This window comes from Sporosarcina luteola (assembly GCF_023715535.1).
In the GTDB taxonomy this organism is placed as follows: Bacteria; Bacillota; Bacilli; order Bacillales_A; family Planococcaceae; genus Sporosarcina; species Sporosarcina luteola_B.
In genome coordinates this window covers 18,477-44,748 of sequence record NZ_JAMBOI010000004.1, presented here as the reverse complement: position 1 = coordinate 44,748, position 26,272 = coordinate 18,477, and the positions used below count along the sequence as shown (strand labels likewise).

At 44.8% G+C, this 26,272-nt stretch carries 21 protein-coding genes, 1 pseudogene and 1 other annotated feature; of the genes and pseudogenes, 3 read left to right on the top strand and 19 right to left on the bottom strand.

Translation table 11 applies throughout. The annotated features are described in order from the left end of the window. Positions 1 to 19 precede the first annotated feature (19 nt). The 6 genes and pseudogenes from M3191_RS09490 to M3191_RS09470 form a co-directional block, all read right to left on the bottom strand. Complete coding sequence (locus tag M3191_RS09490) at positions 20 to 352, bottom strand: hypothetical protein (protein ID WP_251700162.1); 333 nt, start codon at positions 350 to 352, stop codon at positions 20 to 22. 30 nt (positions 353 to 382) lie between these two features. Continuing rightward, positions 383 to 544 (bottom strand): annotated as a pseudogene (locus tag M3191_RS18685) (prepilin-type N-terminal cleavage/methylation domain-containing protein); the annotation flags it as partial. Further along, entirely contained in the window at positions 468 to 893 is a 426-nt protein-coding gene (locus M3191_RS09485) for a PulJ/GspJ family protein (RefSeq protein ID WP_251700161.1), read from the bottom strand. The gene M3191_RS09485 and the pseudogene M3191_RS18685, both read right to left, overlap by 77 nt. A 122-nt stretch (positions 894 to 1,015) precedes the next feature. Next, complete coding sequence (locus M3191_RS09480) at positions 1,016 to 2,737, bottom strand: diguanylate cyclase (protein WP_251700513.1); 1,722 nt, start codon at positions 2,735 to 2,737, stop codon at positions 1,016 to 1,018. 24 nt (positions 2,738 to 2,761) lie between these two features. After that, complete coding sequence (locus tag M3191_RS18680; protein WP_251700160.1) at positions 2,762 to 4,465, bottom strand: sensor domain-containing diguanylate cyclase; 1,704 nt, start codon at positions 4,463 to 4,465, stop codon at positions 2,762 to 2,764. A gap of 93 nt (positions 4,466 to 4,558) precedes the next feature. Beyond that, positions 4,559 to 5,767, bottom strand: coding sequence for a bifunctional folylpolyglutamate synthase/dihydrofolate synthase (locus M3191_RS09470; RefSeq protein WP_251700159.1), 1,209 nt, complete (start codon positions 5,765 to 5,767; stop codon positions 4,559 to 4,561). A gap of 62 nt (positions 5,768 to 5,829) precedes the next feature. Here M3191_RS09470 and M3191_RS09465 point away from each other — a divergent pair, with 62 nt between their 5' ends. Next, positions 5,830 to 6,696, top strand: coding sequence for an ATP-grasp domain-containing protein (locus M3191_RS09465; RefSeq protein ID WP_251700158.1), 867 nt, complete (start codon positions 5,830 to 5,832; stop codon positions 6,694 to 6,696). Beyond that, positions 6,693 to 7,487: an ATP-grasp domain-containing protein gene (locus tag M3191_RS09460; RefSeq protein ID WP_251700157.1), complete on the top strand. Its 795-nt coding sequence runs from the start codon at positions 6,693 to 6,695 to the stop codon at positions 7,485 to 7,487. Before M3191_RS09465 ends, M3191_RS09460 begins: the two co-directional genes overlap by 4 nt. 228 nt (positions 7,488 to 7,715) lie before the next feature. On the opposite strand, the gene M3191_RS09455 is transcribed toward M3191_RS09460, so the two are convergent. The 13 genes from M3191_RS09455 to M3191_RS09390 form a co-directional block, all read right to left on the bottom strand. Beyond that, on the bottom strand, positions 7,716 to 10,361 hold the full coding sequence (locus M3191_RS09455) for a valine--tRNA ligase (RefSeq protein ID WP_251700156.1): 2,646 nt from the start codon (positions 10,359 to 10,361) through the stop codon (positions 7,716 to 7,718). Between the two features lie 71 nt (positions 10,362 to 10,432). Then, positions 10,433 to 10,655: a binding site (T-box leader), on the bottom strand. A 226-nt stretch (positions 10,656 to 10,881) separates the two neighbouring features. Beyond that, positions 10,882 to 11,649, bottom strand: coding sequence for a hypothetical protein (locus tag M3191_RS09445; protein WP_251700155.1), 768 nt, complete (start codon positions 11,647 to 11,649; stop codon positions 10,882 to 10,884). A gap of 155 nt (positions 11,650 to 11,804) precedes the next feature. Continuing rightward, positions 11,805 to 13,097 (bottom strand): glutamate-1-semialdehyde 2,1-aminomutase, encoded by a 1,293-nt coding sequence (gene hemL, locus M3191_RS09440; protein WP_251700154.1) that lies wholly within the window; start codon positions 13,095 to 13,097, stop codon positions 11,805 to 11,807. Next, positions 13,098 to 14,078, bottom strand: coding sequence for a porphobilinogen synthase (gene hemB, locus M3191_RS09435; protein WP_251700153.1), 981 nt, complete (start codon positions 14,076 to 14,078; stop codon positions 13,098 to 13,100). It lies immediately after the preceding gene. Then, positions 14,075 to 14,839: a uroporphyrinogen-III synthase gene (locus M3191_RS09430; RefSeq protein WP_251700152.1), complete on the bottom strand. Its 765-nt coding sequence runs from the start codon at positions 14,837 to 14,839 to the stop codon at positions 14,075 to 14,077. Before M3191_RS09430 ends, hemB begins: the two co-directional genes overlap by 4 nt. After that, positions 14,832 to 15,761, bottom strand: a complete 930-nt coding sequence (gene hemC, locus M3191_RS09425) for a hydroxymethylbilane synthase (protein WP_251700151.1) — start codon at positions 15,759 to 15,761, stop codon at positions 14,832 to 14,834. The genes M3191_RS09430 and hemC overlap by 8 nt, the downstream gene beginning before the upstream one ends. Positions 15,762 to 15,793: 32 nt before the next feature. Beyond that, on the bottom strand, positions 15,794 to 16,624 hold the full coding sequence (gene ccsA / locus M3191_RS09420) for a cytochrome c biogenesis protein CcsA (RefSeq protein ID WP_251700150.1): 831 nt from the start codon (positions 16,622 to 16,624) through the stop codon (positions 15,794 to 15,796). 40 nt (positions 16,625 to 16,664) lie between these two features. Then, positions 16,665 to 18,005 (bottom strand): glutamyl-tRNA reductase, encoded by a 1,341-nt coding sequence (gene hemA, locus M3191_RS09415; RefSeq protein ID WP_251700149.1) that lies wholly within the window; start codon positions 18,003 to 18,005, stop codon positions 16,665 to 16,667. Positions 18,006 to 18,192: 187 nt separating this feature from the next. Then, the gene (gene yihA, locus M3191_RS09410; RefSeq protein ID WP_251700148.1) at positions 18,193 to 18,774 is read right to left on the bottom strand and encodes a ribosome biogenesis GTP-binding protein YihA/YsxC; all 582 of its coding nucleotides are present in this window, start codon (positions 18,772 to 18,774) and stop codon (positions 18,193 to 18,195) included. After that, entirely contained in the window at positions 18,771 to 21,095 is a 2,325-nt protein-coding gene (gene lon, locus M3191_RS09405; RefSeq protein ID WP_251700147.1) for an endopeptidase La, read from the bottom strand. Before lon ends, yihA begins: the two co-directional genes overlap by 4 nt. A 120-nt stretch (positions 21,096 to 21,215) precedes the next feature. Continuing rightward, positions 21,216 to 22,484 carry an ATP-dependent protease ATP-binding subunit ClpX gene (gene clpX, locus M3191_RS09400; protein WP_251694259.1) on the bottom strand — a complete coding sequence of 423 codons (1,269 nt, stop codon included), beginning with the start codon at positions 22,482 to 22,484 and terminating at the stop codon, positions 21,216 to 21,218. Positions 22,485 to 22,630: 146 nt separating this feature from the next. Beyond that, the gene (gene tig, locus M3191_RS09395) at positions 22,631 to 23,917 is read right to left on the bottom strand and encodes a trigger factor (RefSeq protein WP_251700146.1); all 1,287 of its coding nucleotides are present in this window, start codon (positions 23,915 to 23,917) and stop codon (positions 22,631 to 22,633) included. Between the two features lie 111 nt (positions 23,918 to 24,028). Further along, entirely contained in the window at positions 24,029 to 25,006 is a 978-nt protein-coding gene (locus tag M3191_RS09390; RefSeq protein ID WP_251700145.1) for a DUF3196 family protein, read from the bottom strand. Positions 25,007 to 25,361: 355 nt separating this feature from the next. Here M3191_RS09390 and M3191_RS09385 point away from each other — a divergent pair, with 355 nt between their 5' ends. Further along, positions 25,362 to 26,228 carry a carbonic anhydrase gene (locus M3191_RS09385; RefSeq protein WP_251700144.1) on the top strand — a complete coding sequence of 289 codons (867 nt, stop codon included), beginning with the start codon at positions 25,362 to 25,364 and terminating at the stop codon, positions 26,226 to 26,228. Positions 26,229 to 26,272: the final 44 nt, after the last annotated feature.

The following is a 26,272-nucleotide window of genomic DNA, read 5'->3' as shown; positions in this document are numbered from 1 at the left end:
AGGTAATTCCCCCATTCACTTACTGTACTTTATATCGTGTTATTCTCGTATTAAGCTCAACATTTAGCTTTTCATTCTCAAGGTCTTTTATGAATAAATTAAAATCAACATTTGCGTTTTCTCTTTTTGCATCGACTTTGCCTTCCCAATAGGATGTTCCTCGGAAATTGAATCGTTCGCTTATTACCTTACCATTTATGGGTCCCTCACAATTTTTCATCGCTATTTTCGTGTCTTCTATTTCAATTTCATAATGATCACACTGCCTATGAATCCTTTGCATTTCAGCAATTATATAATTGGCCTCTTCCTGTATCCTTAACTTTTTAGTTTCCGTAATATTATATTTCATACTCGTAAGTACCGTTGTCCAAATCGATATCATGACAAGTGAAGTCAGCAGAAGAACAGCAAGCACCTCTACTAACGTCATTCCCAATTGACGGGCCGGCACTTTAGCTATTTTCTCAGTTGACGACCTCAATATAGCCGAACGTCTTACTGATAACTTTGCCGTCCTTCTGAATTGAAATATGAATTTCATGTAGGCTCTTCTCACCTTTTGCATCTCCCGCTTCTAAAGTGGCGTCTTTTTTAATACGATATTCAATTCGTCCATCGGTCCGAACCCATTCCTTTTTATTTATAAGAGAATATCCTTTTTCTGATGTGAAAGCAGATTTGAATTCATTTGATGTATATGATTTTTGAAAACTATCTAATAACACTCTAGCCTCATTCATAGATTTCAACTTCATCTCAGTCTTCTCATTAAAATTAGTCATCTGCGGAAAAATCGACATAAACCCAACAAAGACGATGCCCAATATGACGAGGGCAGCCAGGATTTCGACAAGGGTCATCCCTTTTTCATTAACCTCATGGCCTCTCATTGGAAACATCGCCTACCTTTTTATGGTTCTATTACTTACAGCATACAAAATCTGTCTGAACTAATCAACTAGTCAATAAAAATAGTAAAAAATCATAGAAAAAGACCGACATCCGCCGGTCTTCAACTTACCACATTCTCTTTTTCTTCTTCATAAACCCCTACCCGGTTGCGGCCTGCCTGTTTGCCGCCGATATATAGCGCCCTATCTGCATTGCGCAGCAATTCTTTTCCGTCTTTTGCGTCCATCGGCATTGTTGCGACTCCAACGCTCACTGTCATGTTGACGATTGTCGGTTCACGGTCCTCGGATAAATCCGGTATGATCCTGAAATTGGATTCTTCCACTTCTTTTCGAATTGTCTCAGCAAGATCCACAGCTTCATCTTTTTCATAATTCGGCAGGATCATTACGAACTCTTCGCCGCCGTACCTGGCCAATGTCATTTCAGATGTTTGGTAGCTTCTTAAGAGTGCCGCGAATGTACAAAGCAGATCATTTCCGCTTTGGTGGCCGTACGTATCGTTGACAGACTTGAAGTGGTCGATATCGAGAATGATTGCGGACATGGTGGAGATTTCGCCAGTGTGGTAACGGATAACTTCTTCATCCAGCTTTGATTCTAAATAACGGAAATTGTAAAGCCCTGTCAATCCGCATCGTACACTTTTTTCCACGGTCCGCTCATAATATCTTGCTTTTTCGACTGCGGTTGCAAAATAGCCGGTCAAGAGATCCACAATCTTCACTTGCATTTCTTCAAATGCATACCGTTGATTGGAAGTCAGGATCAGGAAGGCTTCCGTCTTTTGGTTCCTCTTAATTGGAGCCGTCATAACACTTTCAACGGCGGGGTCGAATGTATATCCTACGAGCGAGCTGATACTCTTTTTATTCAAAAACAACTTTGTCGATTCCACGTCCAAGCCATCCCCTTCGGACTTCTTTTGTGGAAATGAAAATCTGTTCGCCTCACCGTTACAAAATTCGCCTTCTTTATGTGCGAGCATAACGAGGTTTTCACCCATCCTTAAATCAACGATATAGGCGCTGTCGTAAGTGATAACATCTTTGATTTTATCAATGAATGTGAGGAACACATCCTCGACTCGTAATCTTTCCGCCAGCTGATGGCCGATTACCGTGGATGAGGATAAGACTTCATTCAACTTGTTCGACTTCATATAGTTGCTTGACACGAGCAGGACAATTATAAATGGAACGCCAATCAGCAAAAATGCTTTACTGCCAAATTGCTGCATAAGAAGACAAAACGTAATAGCAAACGGTAGGAGGAGTATTGTGGAAACATAATCCCACCATGCTATTTTTATTATTCGTGAAGTTTCGGCTTTCAGCCATCTTAAATAGATATAGATGATTGTACAATTAATCAATGAATATGCGGATGCATAAAGGAAACCTGAGAGCAAGAATGAACCTAATGACATCTCTTGAAGTGATCCTCCGATAGCGTAAAATATGGAGCCACTTAGTACGGAAACTACAGCAAAATTGATTGAGTTAAATCCTAACCGAAAACCTTTTGGCGTCGGAGACTTCAAAGTGTAAAGCAAAACAAAAATCGCTATTTGCATGAATATCATTTCAGCCACAATACCGTATTGAAAAAAGATTGAGAAAATGACCCATCTTTCCAATGTAATACTTACATTGTCCAATGCTATTGAAGTCATCAATGTTGCAATTAAAATGCTTAAATAGATGACCATATCTACATAATCGTATGATGCCGCCGGAAAGAAGTTGAGGGCAATGTAAAAAATTATAGGAACGATAAGAAGCCACAGAATATAGATCGTTCTTTTTTGATGAGCTGTCACTATCAATTCCTATTCCCTCCTCTGTCATCTTACATATTCAGCAACCCGGTCTCTTCCCGCTTGCTTCGCCCCGATGTATAAAGCTCGATCTGCATTGCGCAATAAATTCATCGCTTCATCGGTGTCGTTTGGTGCATTCGCTACTCCGACACTGGATGTGATGGACACTTTCACCGGATACTTGTCATCACCTAAATCGGGGATGATTGTAAAGACATGCTGCCTGATGAGCAATCGGAGACGTTCTGCAAATGCGACTGCCTCTGCTTTTGAGAAGTCCGGCAATAAATAGACAAACTCCTCGCCCCCATACCGTCCGATCGTTCCATAATCCGGCAGTGCTTTCTCTAGAATTCTTGCCAGACCGTATAAGATATCGTTTCCGCTCTGGTGGCCGAAAGTATCATTCACTTTTTTAAAATGATCGATATCAAGCATAATGACAGATAAATCATCGATATCCCCCATGCTCATACGATTCATTTCAAAGTGCAATCTTTCTTCCAAATACCGGTAATTATATAGTTTCGTCAATGCACATCTTTCACTACGTTGCAATGCCTCTTGTACGTAGCTTGCTTTTTCGAGAGCTACAATATAATACGACCCGAGCAAATCCAAAATCTTCAACTGATGATCCCCGAATGCGGCTTTCCGATTGGAACCTAAGAGGAGGATTCCTTTCGTTTCATTGTTATGGGCCAATGGGATGCAAAGAACGCTTTCCATGTCATCAGGAGCCGAAACCGTTGCTTGTTGTTCCCAGTCTTTACGCTTCGAGTAGATGACCGGCTCCTTCGTCTCCAATATCTTCCCTGCAATGCCTTCACCGATCGGGATTGTCTGGAAAGATCTTTTGACAAACCGATTTCTTTCATACCATTTTTCCAGCTCTAGCCATTGATCATGATTCGTGAAGAGAAAGACATAATCGGCTCTGAATAACTCACTCGTCTTCTTGATAAATTCTGTGGAAACTGACTCTTCATCCGTCATGACGGAAAGGTCACTTCCAATTTGCCCTGCTATTTTTATATACTCATTAATACTTTCGGAGCGGCTATGCAGACGAATAATAGCAATTGTCATGAAATAAGGAAACCCTAATAGTAAAAAAGAAGCGATGCCGACCATATTAAGTGTCAAATAGAAGGTAAGAGCCAATGGCAATATAATTATGAATGTCGCGTACTCGAAGATAATGTCTTTTATCGTGTAAGTTTTTTTCGTTCCTTTTGCTTCAAAATACATATTCAACAAACCGAAATTCGTAGTCGTATGGACCAACCTATATACTGCGACACCCATCAGAAGCGGCCAGAAGTCCATTGAGCCGGGTTGCACACCGACTACATAGAAGGCGGCGGCAGCTACAAGGGATAAAATGAACATCATTATGGAGTTTAGGAAAAATCGGTGTGATTGCTTTTGATACCTCTTGGACACAAAGAGTGTGGCAATAATAGAGAGTTGCATAACAATCATTTCAATTGCAATTCCATACATGAGGAAGGCCGGCAACGTCGCCCACATGACTAACGTGATCGGTTTTCCATCCCGCTTAATCGGAAAAAGAGCTGTCAGCACTCCAAATAGAATAAAAAGGGCCAAATAGACAACATTGATGCTTTCAGGCATTTGAGTTATAAGAAAATAACTGATTCCGGGGGGAACGATGAGCAACCAAATGATAAATAGACTGAGTGTAGACCACTTTTTTTCAGACACCCTTCATGCCCCCCTTTTAAAGATCCATATTTACTTTATATGAAATAATAGGGAGTTGTCCAAATTGAAAGCGATCTAGCCTCGATGAATTCACTAGTCCAAAAGACTGCTAATCAAATAGAGGGACCCTGAGACTATTATCTTCCTATCATTTCTCCTACTTAGTATTATAGTATCATCTATTTGTTTTGTCACCCTTTTTCTATTATACTGACAACTGGACATTAATTCCTCTCCTGAGGCAGCTTGCGGATGGGGAAAAGTGACGAAAGTGAAGGAAGCGGCGACAGGAATCAATTCATCAAGCGTGTTTTTAATGTCTTTCGTTTTCAACATACCAATGATAAAGTCTACTTTTTCACCGGGGAATTCAGACTTGATCGTCTCGGTGAGTGCTTTGGCAGCAGCCGGGTTATGTGCCCCGTCGATAAAGACACCATCATTGATTTCCTGGAATCGGTAAGGCAATGATGCAGCTGCAACACCTTTCGCAACAAATTCCTCATTCAGAGAGATTTTCGCGTGCAGCAATGCCTCGATTGCGATTGCCGCATTTATCGCCTGATGAGGGCCTTTCATCCTACGTTCCTTAATTGACACCTGAAATGACTCTCCAATGAACTCGCCATGTAATAGGTCGAAGGCTTCCCCATATATAAGCAATTCGCTTTTTGTCTCTTGTACTTTCATTCGGATCACTTCCATTGCCTCATTTGTCAGGGGTCCTACAACTACGGGCGTATCCTCTTTAATGATCCCCGCCTTATGGCCAGCAACTTCCTCAATCGTCTCCCCAAGAAACCCGACGTGATCCAATGCGATCGAAGGGATGACAGAGACGAGCGGCATAACGACATTCGTACTGTCCAAACTGCCTCCCATTCCGCATTCAAGCAAGACATAATCCGGAGACAGCCGTTCAAATGTAATGAAGGCCGCAACTGTCAACAATTCAAAATCGGTTAACATGCCGCTAAGCCCCGCTTCTTTCATCGTCATGAAAGTCTTGTCCATTTCTTCCGGGCTGATTGGCATGCCATTCATACGGATTTGGTCATGCACATCGACCAATGCCGGAGATGAAAAGACGCCTGTCGAAAATCCATGCTCTTTCAAGATGGATTCCATATAAGCGATGGTGGAGCCTTTGCCGTTCGTGCCCGCCACATGGATGACCCGCAACCCCTTTTCCGGATTTCCGACTTTCCGAAGGGCAGCACGGATGCAATCGAGTCCCGGCTTTATTTCATCATCACTATTTATGTCAAATCGTTCTTTATATACATCTAATTTTGGAATCAAAACATTCGCTCCTTATGGTAAAATCAGCATAGGAGTAGTATATCACGGCCGGAGGGAACGAAATGCAAAAATGTTGGGTCATCTATAATGGAAGTTTGACGAGTGATAAATTCCGTGATCAGGCGGAGCTTTTGAAAGACGCCGCTATTCGTGCAGGTATCGAGGGAATACTCAAGAAAAATTATGAAGTGCATATGGCATTGAACGAAAAGCTGGAGGAGCGCCCTGACTTTGTTGTCTTCCTGGACAAGGATATCTTGCTGGCGACATTCTTGAAGAACGCAGGCATCCCTGTCTTCAATGACCCCGAAGTTATTGAGACTTGTGATAATAAAGCAAAGCAATACATACAACTTGCAATGCGCAATATCGCGATGCCGGAAACGATCATCGCACCGAAAGTGTATCCGAATTTCACGATTGAAGGCTCGGGCTATTATGAAAAGGTGCTTGAAAAACTTGGTTTGCCGATGATTATTAAAGAAGGGCATGGCTCATTCGGGATGAAAGTATATTTGATTGAAACGGAAGAAGATTTCTATGCGAAGGTGGATGAATTGCGCGGCGTCGATTATGTATTCCAACAGTTTATCGCGACGAGCAGAGGACGTGATATCCGAGTGAATATTGTTGGCGGTGAAGTTGTAGCGGCGATGCATCGTTTTTCAGAGACGGATTTCCGGGCGAATATTACAAACGGCGGTGTGGCGAGTGTCATTGAGTTGAGTAAGGAGCAAGAGGAATTGGCTATTCGGGCAGCCGAAGCGGTCGGTGCAGAATTTGCAGGGGTGGATCTTTTATTCGGTGAAAATGAAGCGCCGCTCGTCTGTGAAGTGAATGCAGCGGCTCATATCCGCAATATTTATAACGTGACGGGCATTAACGTTGCGGATAGGATGATCAGCTATATTCTAGATAAATTGAGATGAAGGGGCATCTTTATTATTCTTCAACTGAGGCGGAGCGTAATCGAGGATTTATTGATGATTTGATGAAGCATGCAGCCGCAATGGATAGTTCGTTGACGCTGCTTGTTGACGAGGAAGAGCCTTTGGAAGATGCGGATTTCATTATATTCCGCGATCGCAACCCAATGCTTGCGGAAAGGTGGGAATCAGCGGGATTCCGGGTAATCAACCGGTCGGAAGTGAACAGGATTGCCAATGATAAATTGAAGACATTCGAGCTTGCGACTCTGTTAGGCGTTTCAGTTGTACCAGCGACAAAGGTCAAGTCAATACTAGACCTTCCTCCCCTGCCAGTTGTTCTGAAAACAACTGATGGCCACGGCGGAAGTGAAGTATTCCTTTGCCAAACGATGGATGTAGCACAAGAGGTTATCTCAAAGTTCGCAGACAGACGATTGATTGCCCAGCCGTATATCGAGTCCAGCGCAACGGACGTCCGAGTTTTCATACTTGGAGAGGAAGTGTTGGGTGCAGTTAAACGGACTGGAAGTGATTCCTTCAAATCGAATTATACTCTCGGCGGCTCTGTGGAGAAGTATTCACTATCGCCTTTACAGGAAAATGAAGTCCGTAAACTTGCAAAAGCTTTAAAGAGCGATTATATCGGCATCGATTTTCTTTTATTGCCTGATGGCGGTTGGCTGTTGAATGAAATCGAAGATCCGGTAGGCGCCCGTTCGCTGTATGTGACGCATGATTTTTCGGTTGCGGAGAAATTGCTGGAGTATGTAAAGAAGAAGTTAGAGGGTTAATGAGGGTTTATGAGCGTTTTCGCACGTTTATGAGCGCCTAGGCGAGTTTATGAGCGCTTAACGCGATTTATGAGCGCTTGCGCGAGTTTATGAGCGTTTGCATGAGTTTATGAGCGTCTGCGTGAATTTATGAGCATTTGCACGAGTTTATGAGCGCGTTCTAACTTTATTTAACAAAAAAGAGTTGGTCAACTCCATTTCTGGAGGACCAACTCTTTTCATATTGCATTAGATCTCTTTCAATTCTTCAATCCTGCGTTCAACTGCGGATTTCTTCTCCAAGTAGTCCTTCTCTTTCGCGCGTTCTTCCTCGACTACTGCTTCAGGCGCCTTTGAGATGAATCGCTCGTTGGAAAGTTTTCCTTGGACGCGTTTCACTTCACCTTCCCATTTCGCCAATTCTTTCTTCAACCGCTCTATTTCTTCATCGATATTGAGCAATCCTTCAAGCGGAAGGAATAGTTCTGCACCGGTGATAACCGCTGACATCGATTTGCCCGGCGCTGAAATGCCAACTCCGATTTCGAGTGTTTCCGGATTACAGAAACGTTCGATATAGCTGCGGTTCGCTTCCAGAATGGAAACAGTCGCTTCGTCTTTCGCCGCAATATAAAGTGGCACTTTTTTGCTCATCGGCGTATTCACTTCAGCACGAATATTGCGGACTGCGTGAATGAGGTCGACGAGAAGCTTCATATCAGACGCTTTTTCCTTATCCGTCAATGCAGGGTCAGCTACTGGCCAAGCCGCGACCGTGATCGACTCCCCTTCATGCGGAAGGTTCTGCCAGATTTCCTCCGTAATGAACGGCATCAACGGATGCAAGAGGCGCATCGTGTTGTCAAGAACGTAAGCGAGAACCGAACGAGTCGTCTTCTTCGCCGCTTCGTCTTCACCGTACAACGGCAATTTCGCCATTTCAATATACCAGTCACAGAAGTCATCCCAGATGAAATTGTAAAGCGCACGGCCGACTTCACCGAATTCATATCTCTCTGCAAGCTTCGTCACTTGTTCGATCGTTTCATTCAACCGTGTAAGGATCCAAGCATCCGCAACGGATTTTTCTCCTGAGAGATCGATCTCATCATACGTCATGCCATCCATATTCATTAAAGCGAATCGGGATGCATTCCAGATTTTATTCGCAAAGTTCCAGATCGCTTCAACTTTTTCCGTTGAATAACGAAGATCCTGACCTGGCGAGGATCCAGTAGATAAGAAATAGCGCAATGCATCTGCACCGTATTTGTCGATCACTTCCATAGGGTCGATTCCGTTGCCTAGGGATTTCGACATTTTGCGGCCATCCTCCGCTCGGACAAGACCGTGGATGAGCACATCTTTAAATGGACGTTGATCCGTGAATTCGAGCCCTTGGAAAATCATCCGGGAAACCCAGAAGAAAATGATGTCGTAGCCAGTTACGAGCGCATCCGTCGGATAGTAGCGCTTGAACTCTTCATTATCAAGATCCGGCCAGCCCATTGTTGAGAACGGCCATAATGCGGACGAAAACCATGTGTCAAGGACATCTTCCTCTTGATTCCAGTTCTCGATATCTTGTGGAGCTTCATGGCCAACGTAGATTTCGCCAGTCTCTTTATGATACCAAGCAGGAATGCGATGCCCCCACCAAAGTTGACGGGAAATGCACCAGTCATGGATATTTTCCATCCAGTTCAAATATGTCTTTTCAAAGCGCTCCGGAACGAAATTGACTTTCCCTTCGGATTGCTGGAGCTTGATCGCCTCTTCTGCAAGCGGCGCCATTTTAACGAACCATTGCGTTGACAAATACGGCTCAACGACTGCTCCGCTGCGCTCTGAATGGCCTACGGAGTGCAAGTGGTCTTCAATTTTGAATAGAACACCAAGTTCCTGTAAGTCTTTGACGATCGCTTTTCGGCATTCGAAGCGGTCCATCCCTTCGTACTTGCCTGCCAGTTGGTTCATGCTGCCGTCTTCATTCATGACAAGCACGCGAGGCAAGTCGTGGCGATTCCCGATTTCAAAGTCATTCGGATCATGTGCCGGAGTGATCTTCACCGCACCGCTACCGAATTCCATATCGACATAATCATCTGCGATGATTGGGATTTCACGTCCGACAATCGGCAACTTTACCGTTTTGCCGATCAGATGCTTGTAGCGTTCGTCTTCCGGGTGAACGGCTACAGCAGTATCGCCAAGCATTGTTTCAGGACGCGTCGTAGCAATTTCAATGCTGCCCGTTCCGTCTGCCAGTGGATAGCGCATATGATAGAATGCACCCTGAACATCCTTATGGATTACTTCGATGTCCGAAAGTGCCGTTTTCGTTGCCGGATCCCAGTTGATAATATACTCGCCACGGTAAATATAGTCTTTTTCGTAAAGCTTGACGAATACTTCGCGGACTGCTTTTGACAATCCTTCATCCAACGTGAAACGTTCCCTGGAATAATCGAGAGCAAGACCTAGTTTCGCCCATTGCGCCCGGATATGGCCAGCGTATTCATCTTTCCATTTCCACGTTTCCTGAAGGAATTTTTCACGGCCAAGATCATAGCGGGATTTCCCTTCTTCCCGAAGCTTTTCTTCAACCCTCGCCTGTGTTGCAATACCTGCATGGTCCATTCCTGGCAGCCACAAAGCATCGTAGCCTTGCATACGCTTCATCCGGATAAGAATATCTTGCAGCGTCGTATCCCAAGCATGCCCTAAATGGAGCTTGCCTGTTACGTTCGGCGGCGGAATGACGATCGTATACGGCTCTTTCCCGCTTTCAGGCTGCGCTTCGAAGTACTTCCCTTTCAGCCACCATTCATAACGGCCTGCTTCAATCGACTGCGGCTCATATTTCGTCGGCATTGATAAATTTTCTGTTGACATTTGAACTCCTCCTCTTTAGTTGCAAAAACAGCTAAGTGAATAAAAGTGAATACAAAAAAACTCCATTCGTCAAAAAGGACGAAGGAGTTATCCGTGGTACCACCTTTATTCGCGCAAACCAAAAAGCGTTTGCGCCTCAATAATAAATAACGGTTTCAAACCGGCTTCCGCTACTCGAAATTCACGGAAACTGCTCCCGGGTGACTTTCGGCAATTCATTCATAGGCCCTCCCACCGTTGGAACCCTCTCTTGGATAAATGAAAATCGCGTACTCTCCCGATCACTGCATCATTATATAGTTATAACCATTGTATGCGATTGGAAGAGACTTCGTCAAGTAAATTAGGAAAGGAAGGTAGTATGAGAAAAGGATATAATCCTTATTTATTGCCCCCATGGTTACGGAAGACAAGGTTTTATTGCAAAGGGATCATCATTCCGATTGCCATTTTTCAGTTGATCAGGCTATTGATCGTCCCTACAACCGGTGATTTCCTCCTATTATGTGCTCTCGGAGGTTTAGCTTTCCTCCTTTACAAAGATATCATTTGAGCGGAATCGCGTCGTCGTCCACTCATCCGGCAACGTTGCAATGTATGACAGTATATCTTCTTTTGCATTCCATATACTGCTGTCATGCATTGCAGCTGCTTGCGGTTCTTGGACAGGCGCTGCAGCTGTACGATTTTGTGCAACAAAAGTCTGTCTGGATTCGGTCATTTGTGCTGCTTGTGCCTGCTCCTGCTTGCCCGCAACGACCTTTTCTCTTGGAGCATCCTGAACTGCAGCCGTTTCCGACTTCTCTTCAGCGATTTCCGTTTCTTTTTTTGCAGTTTCTTTGCTTGCAGTTTCTTTACTGGCAGTTTCTTTGCTTGCAACTTCCTCGGCAGTTTCCTGTGCATACGTGCAGTTTACATTCCAAGCGACCGTAAAGGAACCTTGTCCGTCGAATGTGGATTTGACATCAGTCGCTTCGATATGCAACGGGCGATCTACTTCCGGCGGCAGATCGATATTAAGAGGCACAGCGTATTCGAAGTAACCCGTTTTCCCTTCCAACTCTACATCGTCGACGAAGATTGCATCTGTAGGGATTGACTCACTACGCTGTCCTTCTGTGAATTCGACCTTGGCGGCGATGTGATAGACACCGGAAAGCCGGACTGCATCTTCGGATCGCTTCTCCGTGAACCCAGCTTTCACTTTAACGAGGCGTGCATCCTTCGGGACACCGACATTCTCCGGGAAATAAAAAACCTCTTCCATATTCCATTGTAACTTTTTCATTCCGTTTCCCTCCCCTTGTTTCATTCACTTGCCATTATATGCAGCGAACAGGAAAGGTAGAAGAAAGTGAAGCTTATATTATGGAATGGCTCCATTATTTGCAAATAAAAAAGCCACCCGTTGTCGAGAAATCCGACAACGGACAGCTAAAATAATTATCGCGCCAATTGGGCGAATACTTTGTGGAATGCTTGGACGGTCTGTTCGATATGCTCTTCTGTATGGGAAGAGGACAGGAACATGCCTTCGAACTGGGATGGCGGCAGGAAGATGCCTTCTTCCGCCATCAAGCGGAAGTATTCCGCGAACAGTTTCAAGTCAGACGTCTTTGCTTGGTCGTAATTGGTCACTTTTTCATTCGTGAAGAAGAAACCGATCATGGATCCTGCACGGTTCACAGTATGCGGGATATTGTATTTCGTCGCCGCTTCACGGAAGCCTGCCTCCAGCTGATCGCCAAGTATCTTGAAATGGTCGTATGAAGCAGGCGTCAATTTCTTCAACGTCTCGATGCCCGCTGTCATCGCCATCGGATTTCCGGACAACGTCCCCGCTTGGTAGACAGTTCCTGCAGGTGCGACATTTTCCATGATTTCACGTTTACCGCCATATGCTCCGACAGGAAGACCGCCGCCGATCACTTTGCCTAGGCAAGTAAGATCCGGAGTGATTCCGAAATAGCCTTGCGCGCAAGTGTAATCAACACGGAAGCCCGTCATCACTTCATCGAAAATGAGCAAAGTGCCGTTCTTCTCAGTGATTTCGCGCAAACCTTCAAGGAAGCCCGGCTCCGGAGGAACAACACCCATGTTTCCTGCAACCGGTTCAACGATGACACCTGCCAAGTCGTCCCCGAATTGTTCGAATGCAGCACGGACGCCATCCATGTCGTTGTAAGCTACTGTAATCGTGTTCTTCGCAATTCCTTCAGGAACTCCTGGACTATCCGGCAGACCTAGCGTAGCGACGCCAGATCCCGCTTTAATAAGCAACGAATCGCCGTGGCCGTGGTAGCATCCTTCAAACTTCAAAATCTTGTTGCGTCCTGTATACCCGCGAGCTAAACGCAATGCGCTCATCGTCGCTTCCGTTCCCGAAGAAACCATCCGAACAACCTCGATGGACGGCACTCGATCGATGACGATTTTTGCGAGTTCATTTTCCAGTAAAGTTGGCGCCCCGAAACTTGTACCTGTTTCAGCCACTTTCTTAATGCCCTCTACAACATCAGGATCGGCATGTCCTAAAATCAGCGGTCCCCATGAAAGTACATAGTCGATATATTCATTGCCATCGATGTCCTTGATGATCGGTCCTTTTCCGCTTTCCATGAAAATCGGATCCATATTGACCGATTTGAATGCACGGACAGGAGAGTTAACGCCGCCAGGCATCAATTTTACCGCTTCCGCAAATGCTTGCTTTGATTTTTCATAGCTTTTACCCATTCATTTTCCCTCCAGCCAACGCGCAGCGTCTTTTGCATGGTATGTCATGATGAGATCCGCACCTGCGCGTTTCATACTTGTCAACGTTTCCAACACAATTTCTTTTTCATTGATCCAGCCATTTTGTGCCGCTGCCTTCACCATCGAATATTCACCGCTCACATTGTAAGCGACGACAGGAAGGAGGACATTGTTCTTCACGTCACGCATGATATCCAAGTACGACAAAGCCGGCTTGACAATCAGGAAATCCGCGCCTTCCATGACATCAGACTCCGCCTCGCGAAGTGCTTCCATCCGATTGGCAGGATCCATTTGATACGTTTTCCGATCTCCGAACTGAGGAGCCGATTCAGCAGCATCGCGGAACGGTCCGTAATATGCGGAAGAATATTTGACCGCGTAGGACATGATCGGAACATTTTCAAAGCCCTCTTCATCAAGCGCTTGTCTTATGGCAACTACGAAGCCGTCCATCATGTTTGATGGCGCGATGATGTCAGCGCCCGCTTTCGCTTGGCTGACCGCAGTTTTCGCCAACAGTTCAAGTGAAGGGTCGTTCAATATATCGGATCCATGAACGACGCCGCAATGACCATGGTCGGTATATTCGCATAAGCAAGTGTCTGCGATGACAACGAGGTCCGGGTACTTCTCTTTGATTAAACGGGTAGCACGCTGGACAATCCCTTCGTCGTTAAAAGCTCCTGTGCCAGTCGCATCTTTCTCTGCAGGAATCCCAAAGAGGATGACGGAAGGGATGCCTAATGAAACGACTTCTTCCACTTCCTCCAACAATCGATCAAGTGACAATTGATAAATGCCTGGCATCGAGCTGATTTCATTTTTCACATTTTCCCCTTCAATGATGAAGAGTGGATAAATGAAATCCTCTTTCTGCAAGATTGTTTCCCTTACCATCGAGCGTATTGTCGCCGAGTTGCGCAGACGGCGGTTACGTCGGAATTGTAGTTGAGTCATTGGATTTCTTCCTTTCGTCTCGCCAATGCATTGACGAGTTCCTTAAGAGTATAAATTTCAGGCTTCACGTCCACCACGGCGCCTGCCTCGATCAACGCCTTTTCGGTGACATGTCCGATTGCTCCAATTGTATAGCCATCCCAACCGACAATCGGTACTGCGCCTTCTTCAAATACACGGACTGCAGATGGACTGGCGAATAAAACAGTCGTACTCCCTCCAGTTTTCAGCAGCTCAATAATTGAGGATACTGAATCAGGCTGGGGACCCGTTTCATAAATCGTCCATTCCTCCACTTGAAAAGGCAGTTCCTCACGGATGAGGCTGCCGGCTAGATTCCCTCTAAGGAACAAGACCCGAAGCTTCCGGTCTTCCGTTGGTTTGAATTGTTTTACAAACACGTCGGCGCTGAAGATGGACGGGATGAATTCAACAGTGAAGCCGATCTTCTCCAATGCTGCGGCGGTCTGTGTACCGACAGCAGCTATTTTGGAGGGAATCTGTTGAGTTGTCATATTGAGACGTTCCATTTTCAAATGGAATGATCTTACAGCAGTTTGGCTCGTGAATATCAACCAATCAAATTCTTTACAACGCTTCAATTCATTCTCATCGGCGGGATCCACGATTTCATTCACCTGGATGAGCGGCATCGAGTAAGGGATGCCACCGTACTGTTTGACGAGATCAAAAACTTCAAGCGATTTCGGGGTGCCCGTGAAAATGACAGTTTCCCCTTTCAACGGAGCCAATTCAGGCATCCATTTCCGCCTTCACTTTCTCGATTACTTCTGATGCTCCTTCTGCACGTAAAGTGGATGCTACAGATTTGCCGACCGCAACCGGATCAGAACCGCGCACCGTCTTCTTGAACACTTGCTTCGCGTCCGGGGAAGCAACGAATCCTGTAAATTCGATCTCTTCGCCGTCATATTCGGCAATTCCTGCAATTGGTACTTGGCAGGAGCCATCCATTTCTGCAAGGAATGTACGCTCCGCTTCGACTTCCAGCCACGTCTTCTCATCGGACATTTTTTTCAGTTCAGCGAGCAGTTCTGCATCATCAGTTCTACATTCGATTGCAAGCGCTCCTTGGCCGATAGCCGGGATGCAGTCTTCGATTGACATATACTCAGTTACTACATCATCGCTCCAACCCATACGCTTCAAACCTGCGGCAGCCAAAAGGATCGCATCGTATTCCCCGTCTTGCATCTTCTGCAATCGTGTATCGATATTGCCGCGAATCCATTTGATTTCAATATCTGGACGGAGCATGATCAACTGGGAGCTGCGACGTAAACTCGAAGTACCAACGACAGCACCGACCGGAAGATCCATGAACTTCACATGCCCTTTGGAGATGAAAGCGTCACGGGCATCAACGCGTGGCGGCATACAACCGATCGTAAGCCCTTCAGGTAAAACAGCAGGCATATCCTTCATGCTATGGACAGCGAAGTCAATCTCTTTATCAAAAAGTGCTTGTTGGATCTCTTTGACGAATAGTCCTTTGCCTCCTACCTTCGAAAGCATCACATCGAGGATTTTGTCACCTTTCGTAACAATTTCCTTCACTTCAAATTCAAAAGGCGCGCCCGCTGCCTTCATTTGGTCGATAAACCAATTCGTCTGTGTTAATGCGAGCTTGCTCCTTCTTGAGCCTACAATGATTTTTCTCAATACGATCTTCCTCCCATTTTACTGCCTAAACGTCAAATCCAAAAATGGAATTGCGATAATCTGCTTCCAAGAAAAAAGTTGATGATAACAAAAAGAAAAGCGAAGACGTTCGCCCACGCAAAATCGTTTGCTGTCAGTCTTCCTCTTCTTTGTAAAAACAATACTAAACTATAAAGGATAATAACGAGGAAAGACCCGATGATCTTCATATCGGAAATCGCCCATTCATCAAGTGCAACAACTGCCCATTGAATTCCTAGCACGAGGCTGATGAACAGTACTGGTATGCCAGTATAAATCGAAGCTTTCATCCCAGATAACGTTTGTTGGAGAGACGGAAGGCGTCCGAATTGCTTTGTCCACTTCTTCTTCTTCAACACTTTATAGACAAGCAAATAAAGGATGGCGAAAACGAAGGACATTGCAAATGCTGCATACGATAGTATCGCAAAGGTGATATGTATGAAGAGCAATTCCGAAATGAGAGATTCACCAACCGGAGATTTTTCGATCTGCACCGGCGTGAATGTATGAATTGTCATGAAGATGAATCCAATTACATTTAAAAAGAAGACAGCGAACCCGACCTTTGTAAACACTTGGAGGATCATCGATAACGAAATGAGCAGCCAAGCATAGAAATAGATCCCTTCGTAAAGGGAAAGGACCGGGAATCGCTGTGTGTCAATCACCCGTGCGATAAGTAAGCCGCTCTGCATCAAATAGACGACCGACAAAATCGAAAAAGCGCTGCGATGGGCGATTTTATTGTTATTCAAATAATCGATGAAATAAAATACGAGGCTCACCGCATACAGGACGACGATTACTTCGTGGAATCTCGCCATAGTCATTTCGGCCATGATGCAACCTCTGCCTTTCGCATGGATCTATAGCCCCGGATTACGTCTCGGCTAATTTGTGTGTAGCAGTACCAAGGGATTTGGCTTGTGTATGGACGATTTCTTCTTCCTCGTCTTCTTCCACCAATCCGAATATTTGCTTGAATAGGGCTAGCTTTTCAGCAGCCTGTCCATCCAACGCCAACTCTTTCGCTTGCAGGATCGGTTCCTTCAGCATTTGGTTGACAATTGACTTTGTATGCTTATTCAATAATTTCTTTTCACGTGCGGTGAGGTTCGGCATTTTATTTTCAATGCTGGCCATCGTCTCAGCCTGGATATGGAGCGCCTTTTCGCGTAGCGCGGAAATGACCGGCACAACACCAAGCGTTGCAATCCATTCCTTGAATTCAACAATCTCCTCTTCAATCATCAAACCGATTTCTTCAGCGGCACGTTTACGTTCCGCCAAATTCGCTTCGACGATTCCTTGCAGATCATCAATGTCGTAGAGGAAGACATTCGGCAAATCACCGATTCGCGGATCCAAATCCCGGGGCACGGCAATATCCACCATGAAAATCGGCTTTCCTTTCCGGAGCTTCTCGACGTATTTCATCAATTCGAAATCAATGACAAAATCAGTTGCACCAGTGGAGCTGATTAATACATCTGCTTCCAATAGCGTGCATTGCAATTCCTGCATCGGTTTAGCGACGCCCCCGAATTGCTCCGCCATCTCTTCCGCCTTGGAGAGCGTACGATTGACGACAGTCACTTTGCCGGCACCGCTGCCATGCAAGTTCTTAATGGCCAATTCGCCCATCTTCCCTGCTCCAAGTATGGCTATATGCTTTTCATTCAATGAACCAAAGATTTTCTTTCCGAGCTCCACTGCTGCGTAGGATACGGAAACGGCATTGTCGGCGATGGCAGTTTCTGAATGTGCCTTCTTCGCGAGTGTAATCGCCTTTTTGAATAGCTCATTAAAGACTGTTCCAGTCGTCCCGATGTTTTGCCCTTCCAGGAAACTGTTACGGACTTGTCCTAAAATTTGAGTTTCGCCCAGCACCATTGAATCGATACCCGCTGATACACGCATCAGATGTTCGATCGCTGCATCGTTTTCATAGATAAGCAAATGAGGAGATAATTCCTCAAGTTCCATGTCGAACCAATCAGCTAAAAATCGTTTTACGTAATAGCGGCCCGTATGGAGCTGATCAGCAACAGCGTATATTTCAGTACGATTGCAAGTAGAAATGATAACATTTTCCAAAATGCTTTTCTCTTTTTGCAAAGCTTGCATGGCCTTTGGCAATTCAGCCTCTACAAAAGATAATTTTTCCCTGATTTCTACTGGAGCTGTTCGGTGGTTGACACCGACCACGATTGTATACATAAGGTGTTCACACCTCTCCCGTTCTTTTTCACATATACGATTATAACATATTGCGCTGCATCTAACGGATGATTTTGTGACTAACTCTTGAACCAGCAAAGGTCCGTTCCCTGTTTTTGTATTAATTCTAATGTGTTTCTTATCCACTTAATCGAAAATCCGGATGAATACTTCATCCGGATAATGATTACATTCTATTCTCAATCTCACGCCATGCTTCATCGATCCCCATGCCTTTTTCAGAGGAAAACAGGACTAATGGATCTCCAGCGCGCATATTCAATTCGTTTCTCACGACTTTTTTATGCTTCTCCCATTTGCCTTTAGGGATTTTATCCGCTTTCGTTGCAATAACGATTGTGGGAATGTCGTAATGGCCAAGAAAGTCATACATGACACAATCATCTACGCTTGGGGGATGTCTAAGATCGACAATGAGGACAACAGCCCTCAATTGTTCACGCCCTGTTAAATATCTCTCGATCATTTTCCCCCATGCTTCCCGTTCCGATTTGGACACTTTCGCGTAGCCATAACCGGGGACATCGACGAAGAACAATTTCTCTTCGATTTTATAGAAATTCAACGTTTGGGTCTTGCCCGGTTTCGAGGACGTTCGGGCTAAACTTTTACGTCCAATCATTTTATTGATGAACGAAGATTTCCCAACATTCGAACGGCCGGCCAATGCAAATTCCGGATAACCATCATCCGGGTATTGCTCGGGTCTTACCGCACTCATGATCATTTCAACTTGATTTATTTTCATTCGGAAGCCTCCTCCAATGCGTACGCCAATACCTCTTCAGCATCTGAGACAAGCTTGAATGTCAGCTCACTCCGTACACTTTCTGGTATATCTTCAATATCTCGTTCATTTGCAATCGGCAAGATGATTGTCGTCAAGCCCGCACGATGTGCACTTAAAGATTTTTCCTTGACGCCACCGATCGGCAGCACTCTGCCTCGGAGTGTAATTTCACCTGTCATGCCGACTTCACGCCGGATCGGCCGCTTCGTCAATGCAGATACGAGAGCGGTCGCAATCGTCACACCCGCGGAAGGTCCGTCTTTCGGAACTGCCCCTTCAGGAACATGAATGTGAATGTCGCACGATTCATGGAAATTCGGGTTGATATGAAAATCCACTGCCTTGGATCTGACATAGGACAATGCCGTTTGTGCTGATTCTTTCATAACATCACCCAACTTGCCCGTCAGTATCAGTTTACCTTTGCCCGGTGACAATGAAACCTCAATTTGGAGTGTATCTCCTCCAACCGTTGTATATGCCAATCCGGTTGCGACGCCGACCTGGTTTTTCTTCTCTGCTTGCCCATAGCTGAACTTCCGCTTGCCCAAAAGGGTTTCAAGCGTCTTCGCGCTGACAGTGACACTTTTCCTTTCACCGGTTACGATTTGCTTTGCAGCCCTTCTGCAAATCCTGGCGATTTCCCTTTCCAACCCACGGACACCGGCTTCCCGTGTATAATAGCGGACGATATTCTGAATCGCTTCGTCATTGAAACGGACTTGTGACTTTGTCAAACCATGCTCCTTCAGCTGCTTCGGAATGAGATGGTTCTTGGCAATGGTCTGCTTCTCCAATTCCGTGTAACCCGGAATCGAAATGATCTCCATGCGATCCCTCAACGGACCGGGGATGGAGCTTAAATCATTGGAAGTTGCTACGAATAGGACATCCGATAAATCATATGGCTCTTCTATATAGTGGTCGCTGAAGGTCGCGTTCTGCTCAGGATCAAGAACCTCCAGCATGGCAGATGACGGGTCCCCTCTAAAGTCGTTGGACATCTTATCGACTTCGTCAAGCAGGAAGACAGGATTGATCTTCCCCGCCTTTTTCATGCCTTGAATAATCCGTCCTGGCATAGCACCGACATATGTACGGCGGTGCCCTCTAATTTCGGATTCATCTCGAACTCCTCCGAGGGAAATCCGGACAAATTTGCGCCCTAATGATTCTGCGATGGAACGTGCCAAAGAAGTCTTCCCGACTCCTGGAGGTCCATCAAGGCAAAGGATCGGTCCGCGCAATGAGTTTGTCATTTGACGGACGGCAAGGTATTCCAATATACGTTCCTTCACCGATTCGAGTCCCTCATGGTCGCGGTTCAATATTTCCTCTGATCTATTGATATCCAATTGATCCTTCGAGGCTTTCGACCATGGCAATGCGACAAGCCAATCGATATAATTCCGGATCACGCCACTTTCAGCGGAAGCGGAATGAGCCTTCTCATAACGATCCAGTTCACGGAATGCAGCCAGTCTAACGTTTTCAGGCATTCCCGCCTCTTCGATCTTTTTCGTCAACTCAACAACTTCGATGCTTTTCCCGTCTTTATCACCAAGCTCTTTCTGGATCGCCTTCATCTGTTCGCGTAGATAAAATTCTTTCTGTGTCCGTTCCATCGCTTCTTTTACACGGGTATTGATCTTCCGCTCCAATTCGAGGATTGCCTGCTCGTCGTGAAGTTTATTGATAAGGAATTCCAATCTTTTCTTAACATCCGTAATTTCAAGTATTTCCTGTTTGGCAGACAGCTTCAATGGCAGATGGGAAGCGATCATGTCTGCAAACCTTCCCGGCTCTTCGATGGATGCAATGGAATCGAATGTTTCCTGGGAAATTTTAGCGGAATAATTCGTGTAGTTTTGGAAGTAAGGAAGTAAAATGCGCATAAGTGCAATGCTTTCCGCATCTAATTCCGCGTCATCCGGAAGTCTCTTCACATCCACGACAGGGTAAAGGTCCGCCTCTTCATAATTGGACCATTCTGCCCGTTCGATTCCTTCGATATTGAGTCGATATGTTCCATTGTTCAATTCCGTCAATGACTTCACATGAGCTAAAAGACCGACCCGATATAAATCATCGGCATCCGGATTTTCAACACTTGTCTCTCTTTGTGAAGCAAGCATGATGAGATTGTCATTTGCAATGGCATGTTCGACCGCAAATACGGAGCGCTCTCTCCCGACGTCAATATGTAGAACCATCGTCGGGTACACTAACATCCCCCGCAAAGGCAATAAAGGCACATTCAGCTTTTTTCGATTCGGCATGCGGAAGTCACCTCCATAAGTTATGTATGTCCATTAGTCATTTTTCTATAAGGTGGAAAAAGCCGACAACCGATGAGCGAATGATTCGCATCGTCGGAGTCAGCTTTACCCCTCCATTTATCAGGCCGTATTCTTCTCTTGATCGAGCTCCATCTGGGTACCATCTTCTCGATAAAGGATTGGACTTGATTTTTTCAGGACGGAATCTTTCGTAATGATGCATTCGGTGACTTCATCAAGTGACGGAAGTTCATACATGATATCCAACATGATGTTTTCGATAATCGACCGCAATCCACGGGCACCTGTCTTCCGATCAATCGCTTCCTTTGCGATTTCAATCAGTGCATCATCCTCAAAACGCAATGCAACGCCATCCAATTCGACCATCTTCTGGTATTGCTTTACAATGGCATTTTTGGGTTTTGTCAGTATTTGATACAGAGTAGCTTCATCCAACTGCTCCAGAGTTGCGATAACTGGCAAACGACCGATGAATTCTGGAATTAATCCAAAACGCTGTAAATCCTCAGGGATCAATTTAGAAAGTAATGTTGCTTCGTCACGTGATTCCTCTTCGGTATTCGATCCGAAACCAATCACCTTCTGCCCTGTACGGCGTTTAATGATTTCTTCCATCCCATCGAAGGCACCGCCGACGATGAATAGGATATTTGTCGTATCAATTTGTAGGAACTCCTGGTGCGGATGCTTGCGGCCGCCTTGTGGTGGGACGCTTGCAACAGTGCCTTCCAAAATCTTCAAGAGGGCTTGTTGCACACCTTCACCGGATACATCACGTGTAATTGATGCATTTTCCGACTTACGGGCAACTTTATCGATTTCATCAATGTAGATGATCCCTTTTTCTGCACGTTCGATGTCAAAATCAGCAGCTTGGATCAATTTCAGTAATATATTTTCAACGTCCTCACCGACATAGCCGGCTTCCGTCAAAGAAGTTGCATCCGCAATCGCGAAAGGAACATCAAGGATACGTGCCAATGTTTGTGCCAGCAACGTTTTACCGCTGCCTGTAGGTCCGATGAGAACGATATTCGATTTAGCGATTTCTACATCGTCGACCTTACTATTCGTATTGATCCGTTTGTAGTGGTTGTAAACTGCAACGGCCAATGACTTTTTCGCGCGGTCCTGACCAATAATATATTCATCCAAAATACCTTGGATTTCGCGTGGTTTCGGAACATCCTTCAGCTCGAAGTGCTCATCAAGTCCAACTTCCTCCTCGACGATTTCCGCACAAAGTTCAACACACTCATCACAAATATAAACACCTTGACCGGCAACAAGCTTTCTCACCTGGTCTTGGGTTTTACCACAAAAAGAACAACTTAAATTATCTTTTTCGTCATTAAATTTGAACATCAAGCTCACCCCTATTCAAGTGACAATCTTACAAGATTCCCCCGGTTTTATCAACTATTTAGAACTTATCCTCTATAGTTGCCCACAAATCCTTACCTATGAAAAACAAGGCACGGAAACCCGCGCCTTGTATTTTTCATCGACAATTATTCAGAGACTTTTGCATTTTCAACTAGCAATTCAACAGTCTTGTTGAAACGCAAGTCGTTTTCAAGAACTTTCGTCCCGCCCAATGTCTGTTTGATTTGATCGGCGTCCATACCGAATTGCGCAGACATCTTCTCTAGTTCTGCGTTGATTTCTTCTTCAGTCACTTCAAGGCCCTCAGCAGCTCCGATTGCTTCAAGTGTCAAGGAAACGCGAACGCGGCTGAGTGCGTCGTCTCTCATTTGCGCACGTAATGCAGCTTCATCCTGCCCTGAGAATTGGAAATACAATTCAAGGTTCATCCCTTGCATTTGGAGGCGTTGACCGAATTCATCCATCATGCGATCCACTTCGGAATCGACCATAACTTCAGGAATATCAATTTCAGCGTTGCGTGCTGCAGCTTCTACAAGATCGTCACGCATTGCTGTTTCAGATGCAGTTTTCTTCTCTTGAGCTGTTTGCTCTTTCATTTTAGTACGAAGCTCTTCAAGGCTTTCGACACTTTCATCGATTTCCTTTGCAAGCTCATCGTCAAGCTCAGGAACTTCCTTAGACTTGATTTCATGCACTTTCACTTTGAATACAGCCGGTTTGCCAGCTAATTCAGCAGCGTGGTACTCTTCAGGGAATGAAACCTCGACATCTTTTTCTTCGCCTTGTTTCATACCGATAACTTGCTCTTCGAATCCTGGGATGAATGAACCAGAACCGATTTCGAGATCGTACCCTTCAGCTTTGCCGCCTTCGAAAGCTTCGCCATCAACGAATCCTTCGAAATCGAGGTTGACTGTGTCGCCGTTTTCAACAGCGCCGTCTTCCTTCACGACCATTTCAGCCAATGCTGTTTGACGATCCTTCAATTGTGCTTCGATCTCTTCATCCGTCACTTCAGTTTCCTGACGCGTCACTTCAAGACCTTTGTAGTCGCCAAGTTTAACTTCAGGCTTTAATGTAACATGTGCTTTGAATACAAGCGTTTTGCCTTTTTCCATCTCATCGATTTCGATTTCCGGTTGTGCGATCGGCTCTACATCCGCTTCATCAAGCGCATTTGAATACGCTTCAGGCAGGATAATGTCAAGCGCATCGTTATAAAGCGATTCTACGCCGTACATTCTTTCAAACATTTTACGGGGCATTTTCCCTTTACGGAATCCAGGCGCTTGAACTTTCTTCACTACTTTCTTGAAAGCCTCGTCAAGTGCTGCATCCACTGTCTCAGCAGGAACTTCAACTGTGAGTGTTCCTTTATTGCCTTCTTCTTTTTCCCATTTAACAGACATTTAAATACCCTCCGAATCATTATGACAAGTATATTTTCTCACGTTTATACGCTATTTACAACCCTTACAGTATATCATAGTCTTTCGATCTTTCAACAGATTTACTGCACATCACTTATCCGTCTGTTGGTCAACAGTTCTGATCCAAGAATTCAGCTCCGTTGTATCGACCGGCTCTCCCGTGAACATGCTTTCTATGTATTGCTTATAAGCATCCGCAACCTCGGAAGTTGTATATCCGTCCCAGCAGAATGGGTAGGCCATGATCCCGTAACGAAGACTGGCGTCGATAGCCATCTGCATGCGTGAGGGATCCTTCTCAAAAAACTCGCCGATTTGATTGACCACTTCGACGGAACGCTCATCCTGACTTGGCAGCTCAAGTTCTGCAGGTATGACTCGTTTCGTCCTGCCAAACTTCCTGATCGTCACTTCCCCGTCAAAACCTGATTCACGCAGAAGGACAAGTGCGTATGTGATAACGATTGGGTGCAAGTTTTCCTCTTCGACAATTTGCGACAATAGATCTATTGTCGTCTTGTCCAATTCCCTGTTTTCAAATAAAGCAAGGATCCCCTGTTGTGTTTCTGTTGTCCCATCCATGAATTCTTCCATGGTGAACGCTTCCAATTGTCGAGGTTCCAATTCCTCACGTATGTATTTTGAGGATAGTCTTCTATTCAACTCCCGTAAGTAATTGAACTTTTTCTGCATGTTTGGCGGAACGATATCTTCATCAAGCAGGGTTTCGATCGTCATCTCGACCTCTTCATAATCTTGCAGTTGGATGCTGATCGCCAAATATAATTCCATGGCGTCCAGATATTCCGTCGTTCCGCTATGTAATAACTTCGTTGCCACTTCTTTCGCCAAAGTAAAATCTTTCGTTTCATATAAAGAAACCGCGTACGGCGCCAATATGCGGGTATTGTCGGGATCGAAATGATACGCTTGCCCAAATGCCTCTACAGCTTCTGCATAGTCTGTATCTTCGATTGCATCGAGCCCTTTTTCGATCAGGCGTTCCAAGGCGCCAGGAAACACGACGATATTATCCTTTTTAATGAGCCTTCCATATCTATGTCTCACTGGATTCACCTTCTTTCATCCATCCACTATACCATATAGCATTTTCCAACCGGAAATGAATTATTCACTCCTTGTTATATATGTTCATGTCTGAAATTTTTTCAATATGTTTTTCCTCAAACCAGCTTCAATCTATCGATTTAATTGTTACCATGAAATGGAACTTGGTTAGTAAGCACCAAGGGATAATTCTCACGTCCATTCCTTTTAATTAGCAAACGTTTAGTATCAAGTAACTGTATTGGGGAATTTCATCCGTTTTGGTAATTATTGTCTTGTTTTGACGGATTTTTTCAGTATAGTATTTCTTGGTAACAGCGTAGAAAAAAATTAAGGAAGGTGGGAATTCCCAAAGATGAAAAAAATATTTTTGTATCCGTTTGTAGTTGTATCGTTAGGCTTGTTATTGGGAGCATGCTCCGAACAGGCAACAGAGACAACAGAAACAGCTACATCAGAAAAAGAGGAAGCAACTGTCACTGACACAACAGAAAATGAGACAACCGAGTCAGACGATTCAAAGAACATGCAATGGTCCTACGATGAAGAAACAGGCCCGGATAATTGGGGGGATTTGGATCCTGGATACTCAGCCTGTGCAAAAGGAAATGAGCAATCACCAATCAATATCGAATCCTCGCAAGTTAAAACAAGTGAAGTACTAGATAGCTTGAACATTCAATACAAGCCGTCACAGTTTTCATTTATTAATAATGGACATTCCTTGCAGGCTAATCCTGAAGCACCAAACAATAGCATTGTCATCGAAGGAACAGAATACAAACTTGCTCAATTCCACTTCCATACACCAAGCGAGCATCAAATCAATGGTGAAACCATGGATATGGAACTTCATCTAGTACACCAAGATGCGGACGGTGGACTTGCAGTACTCGGTTTAATGATTAAAGAAGGAAAAGAAAACGAAACACTTGCAGCTATTTGGGATATACTTCCTACGAACGAAACAGAGAATGAAATTGACTTAAATGAAACGATTGATTTAAATGCCTTACTTCCTTCAGATCAAACAACTTATTCTTACAACGGCTCATTAACGACACCACCTTGCACAGAGAAGGTGAAATGGATTGTTTTTGAAGATCCAATTGAAATGTCAAAAGAACAAATTCAAGCTTATCAGGAGACTTTCCCTGAAAACCAACGTCCTGTTCAACCAGTAAATGAGCGCGAAATAATTGAAGTAGATGAAGTAGATTGAAAAAGATTTCAATCGTTTGAAACAGTAAGCGCCAATACAAGGAT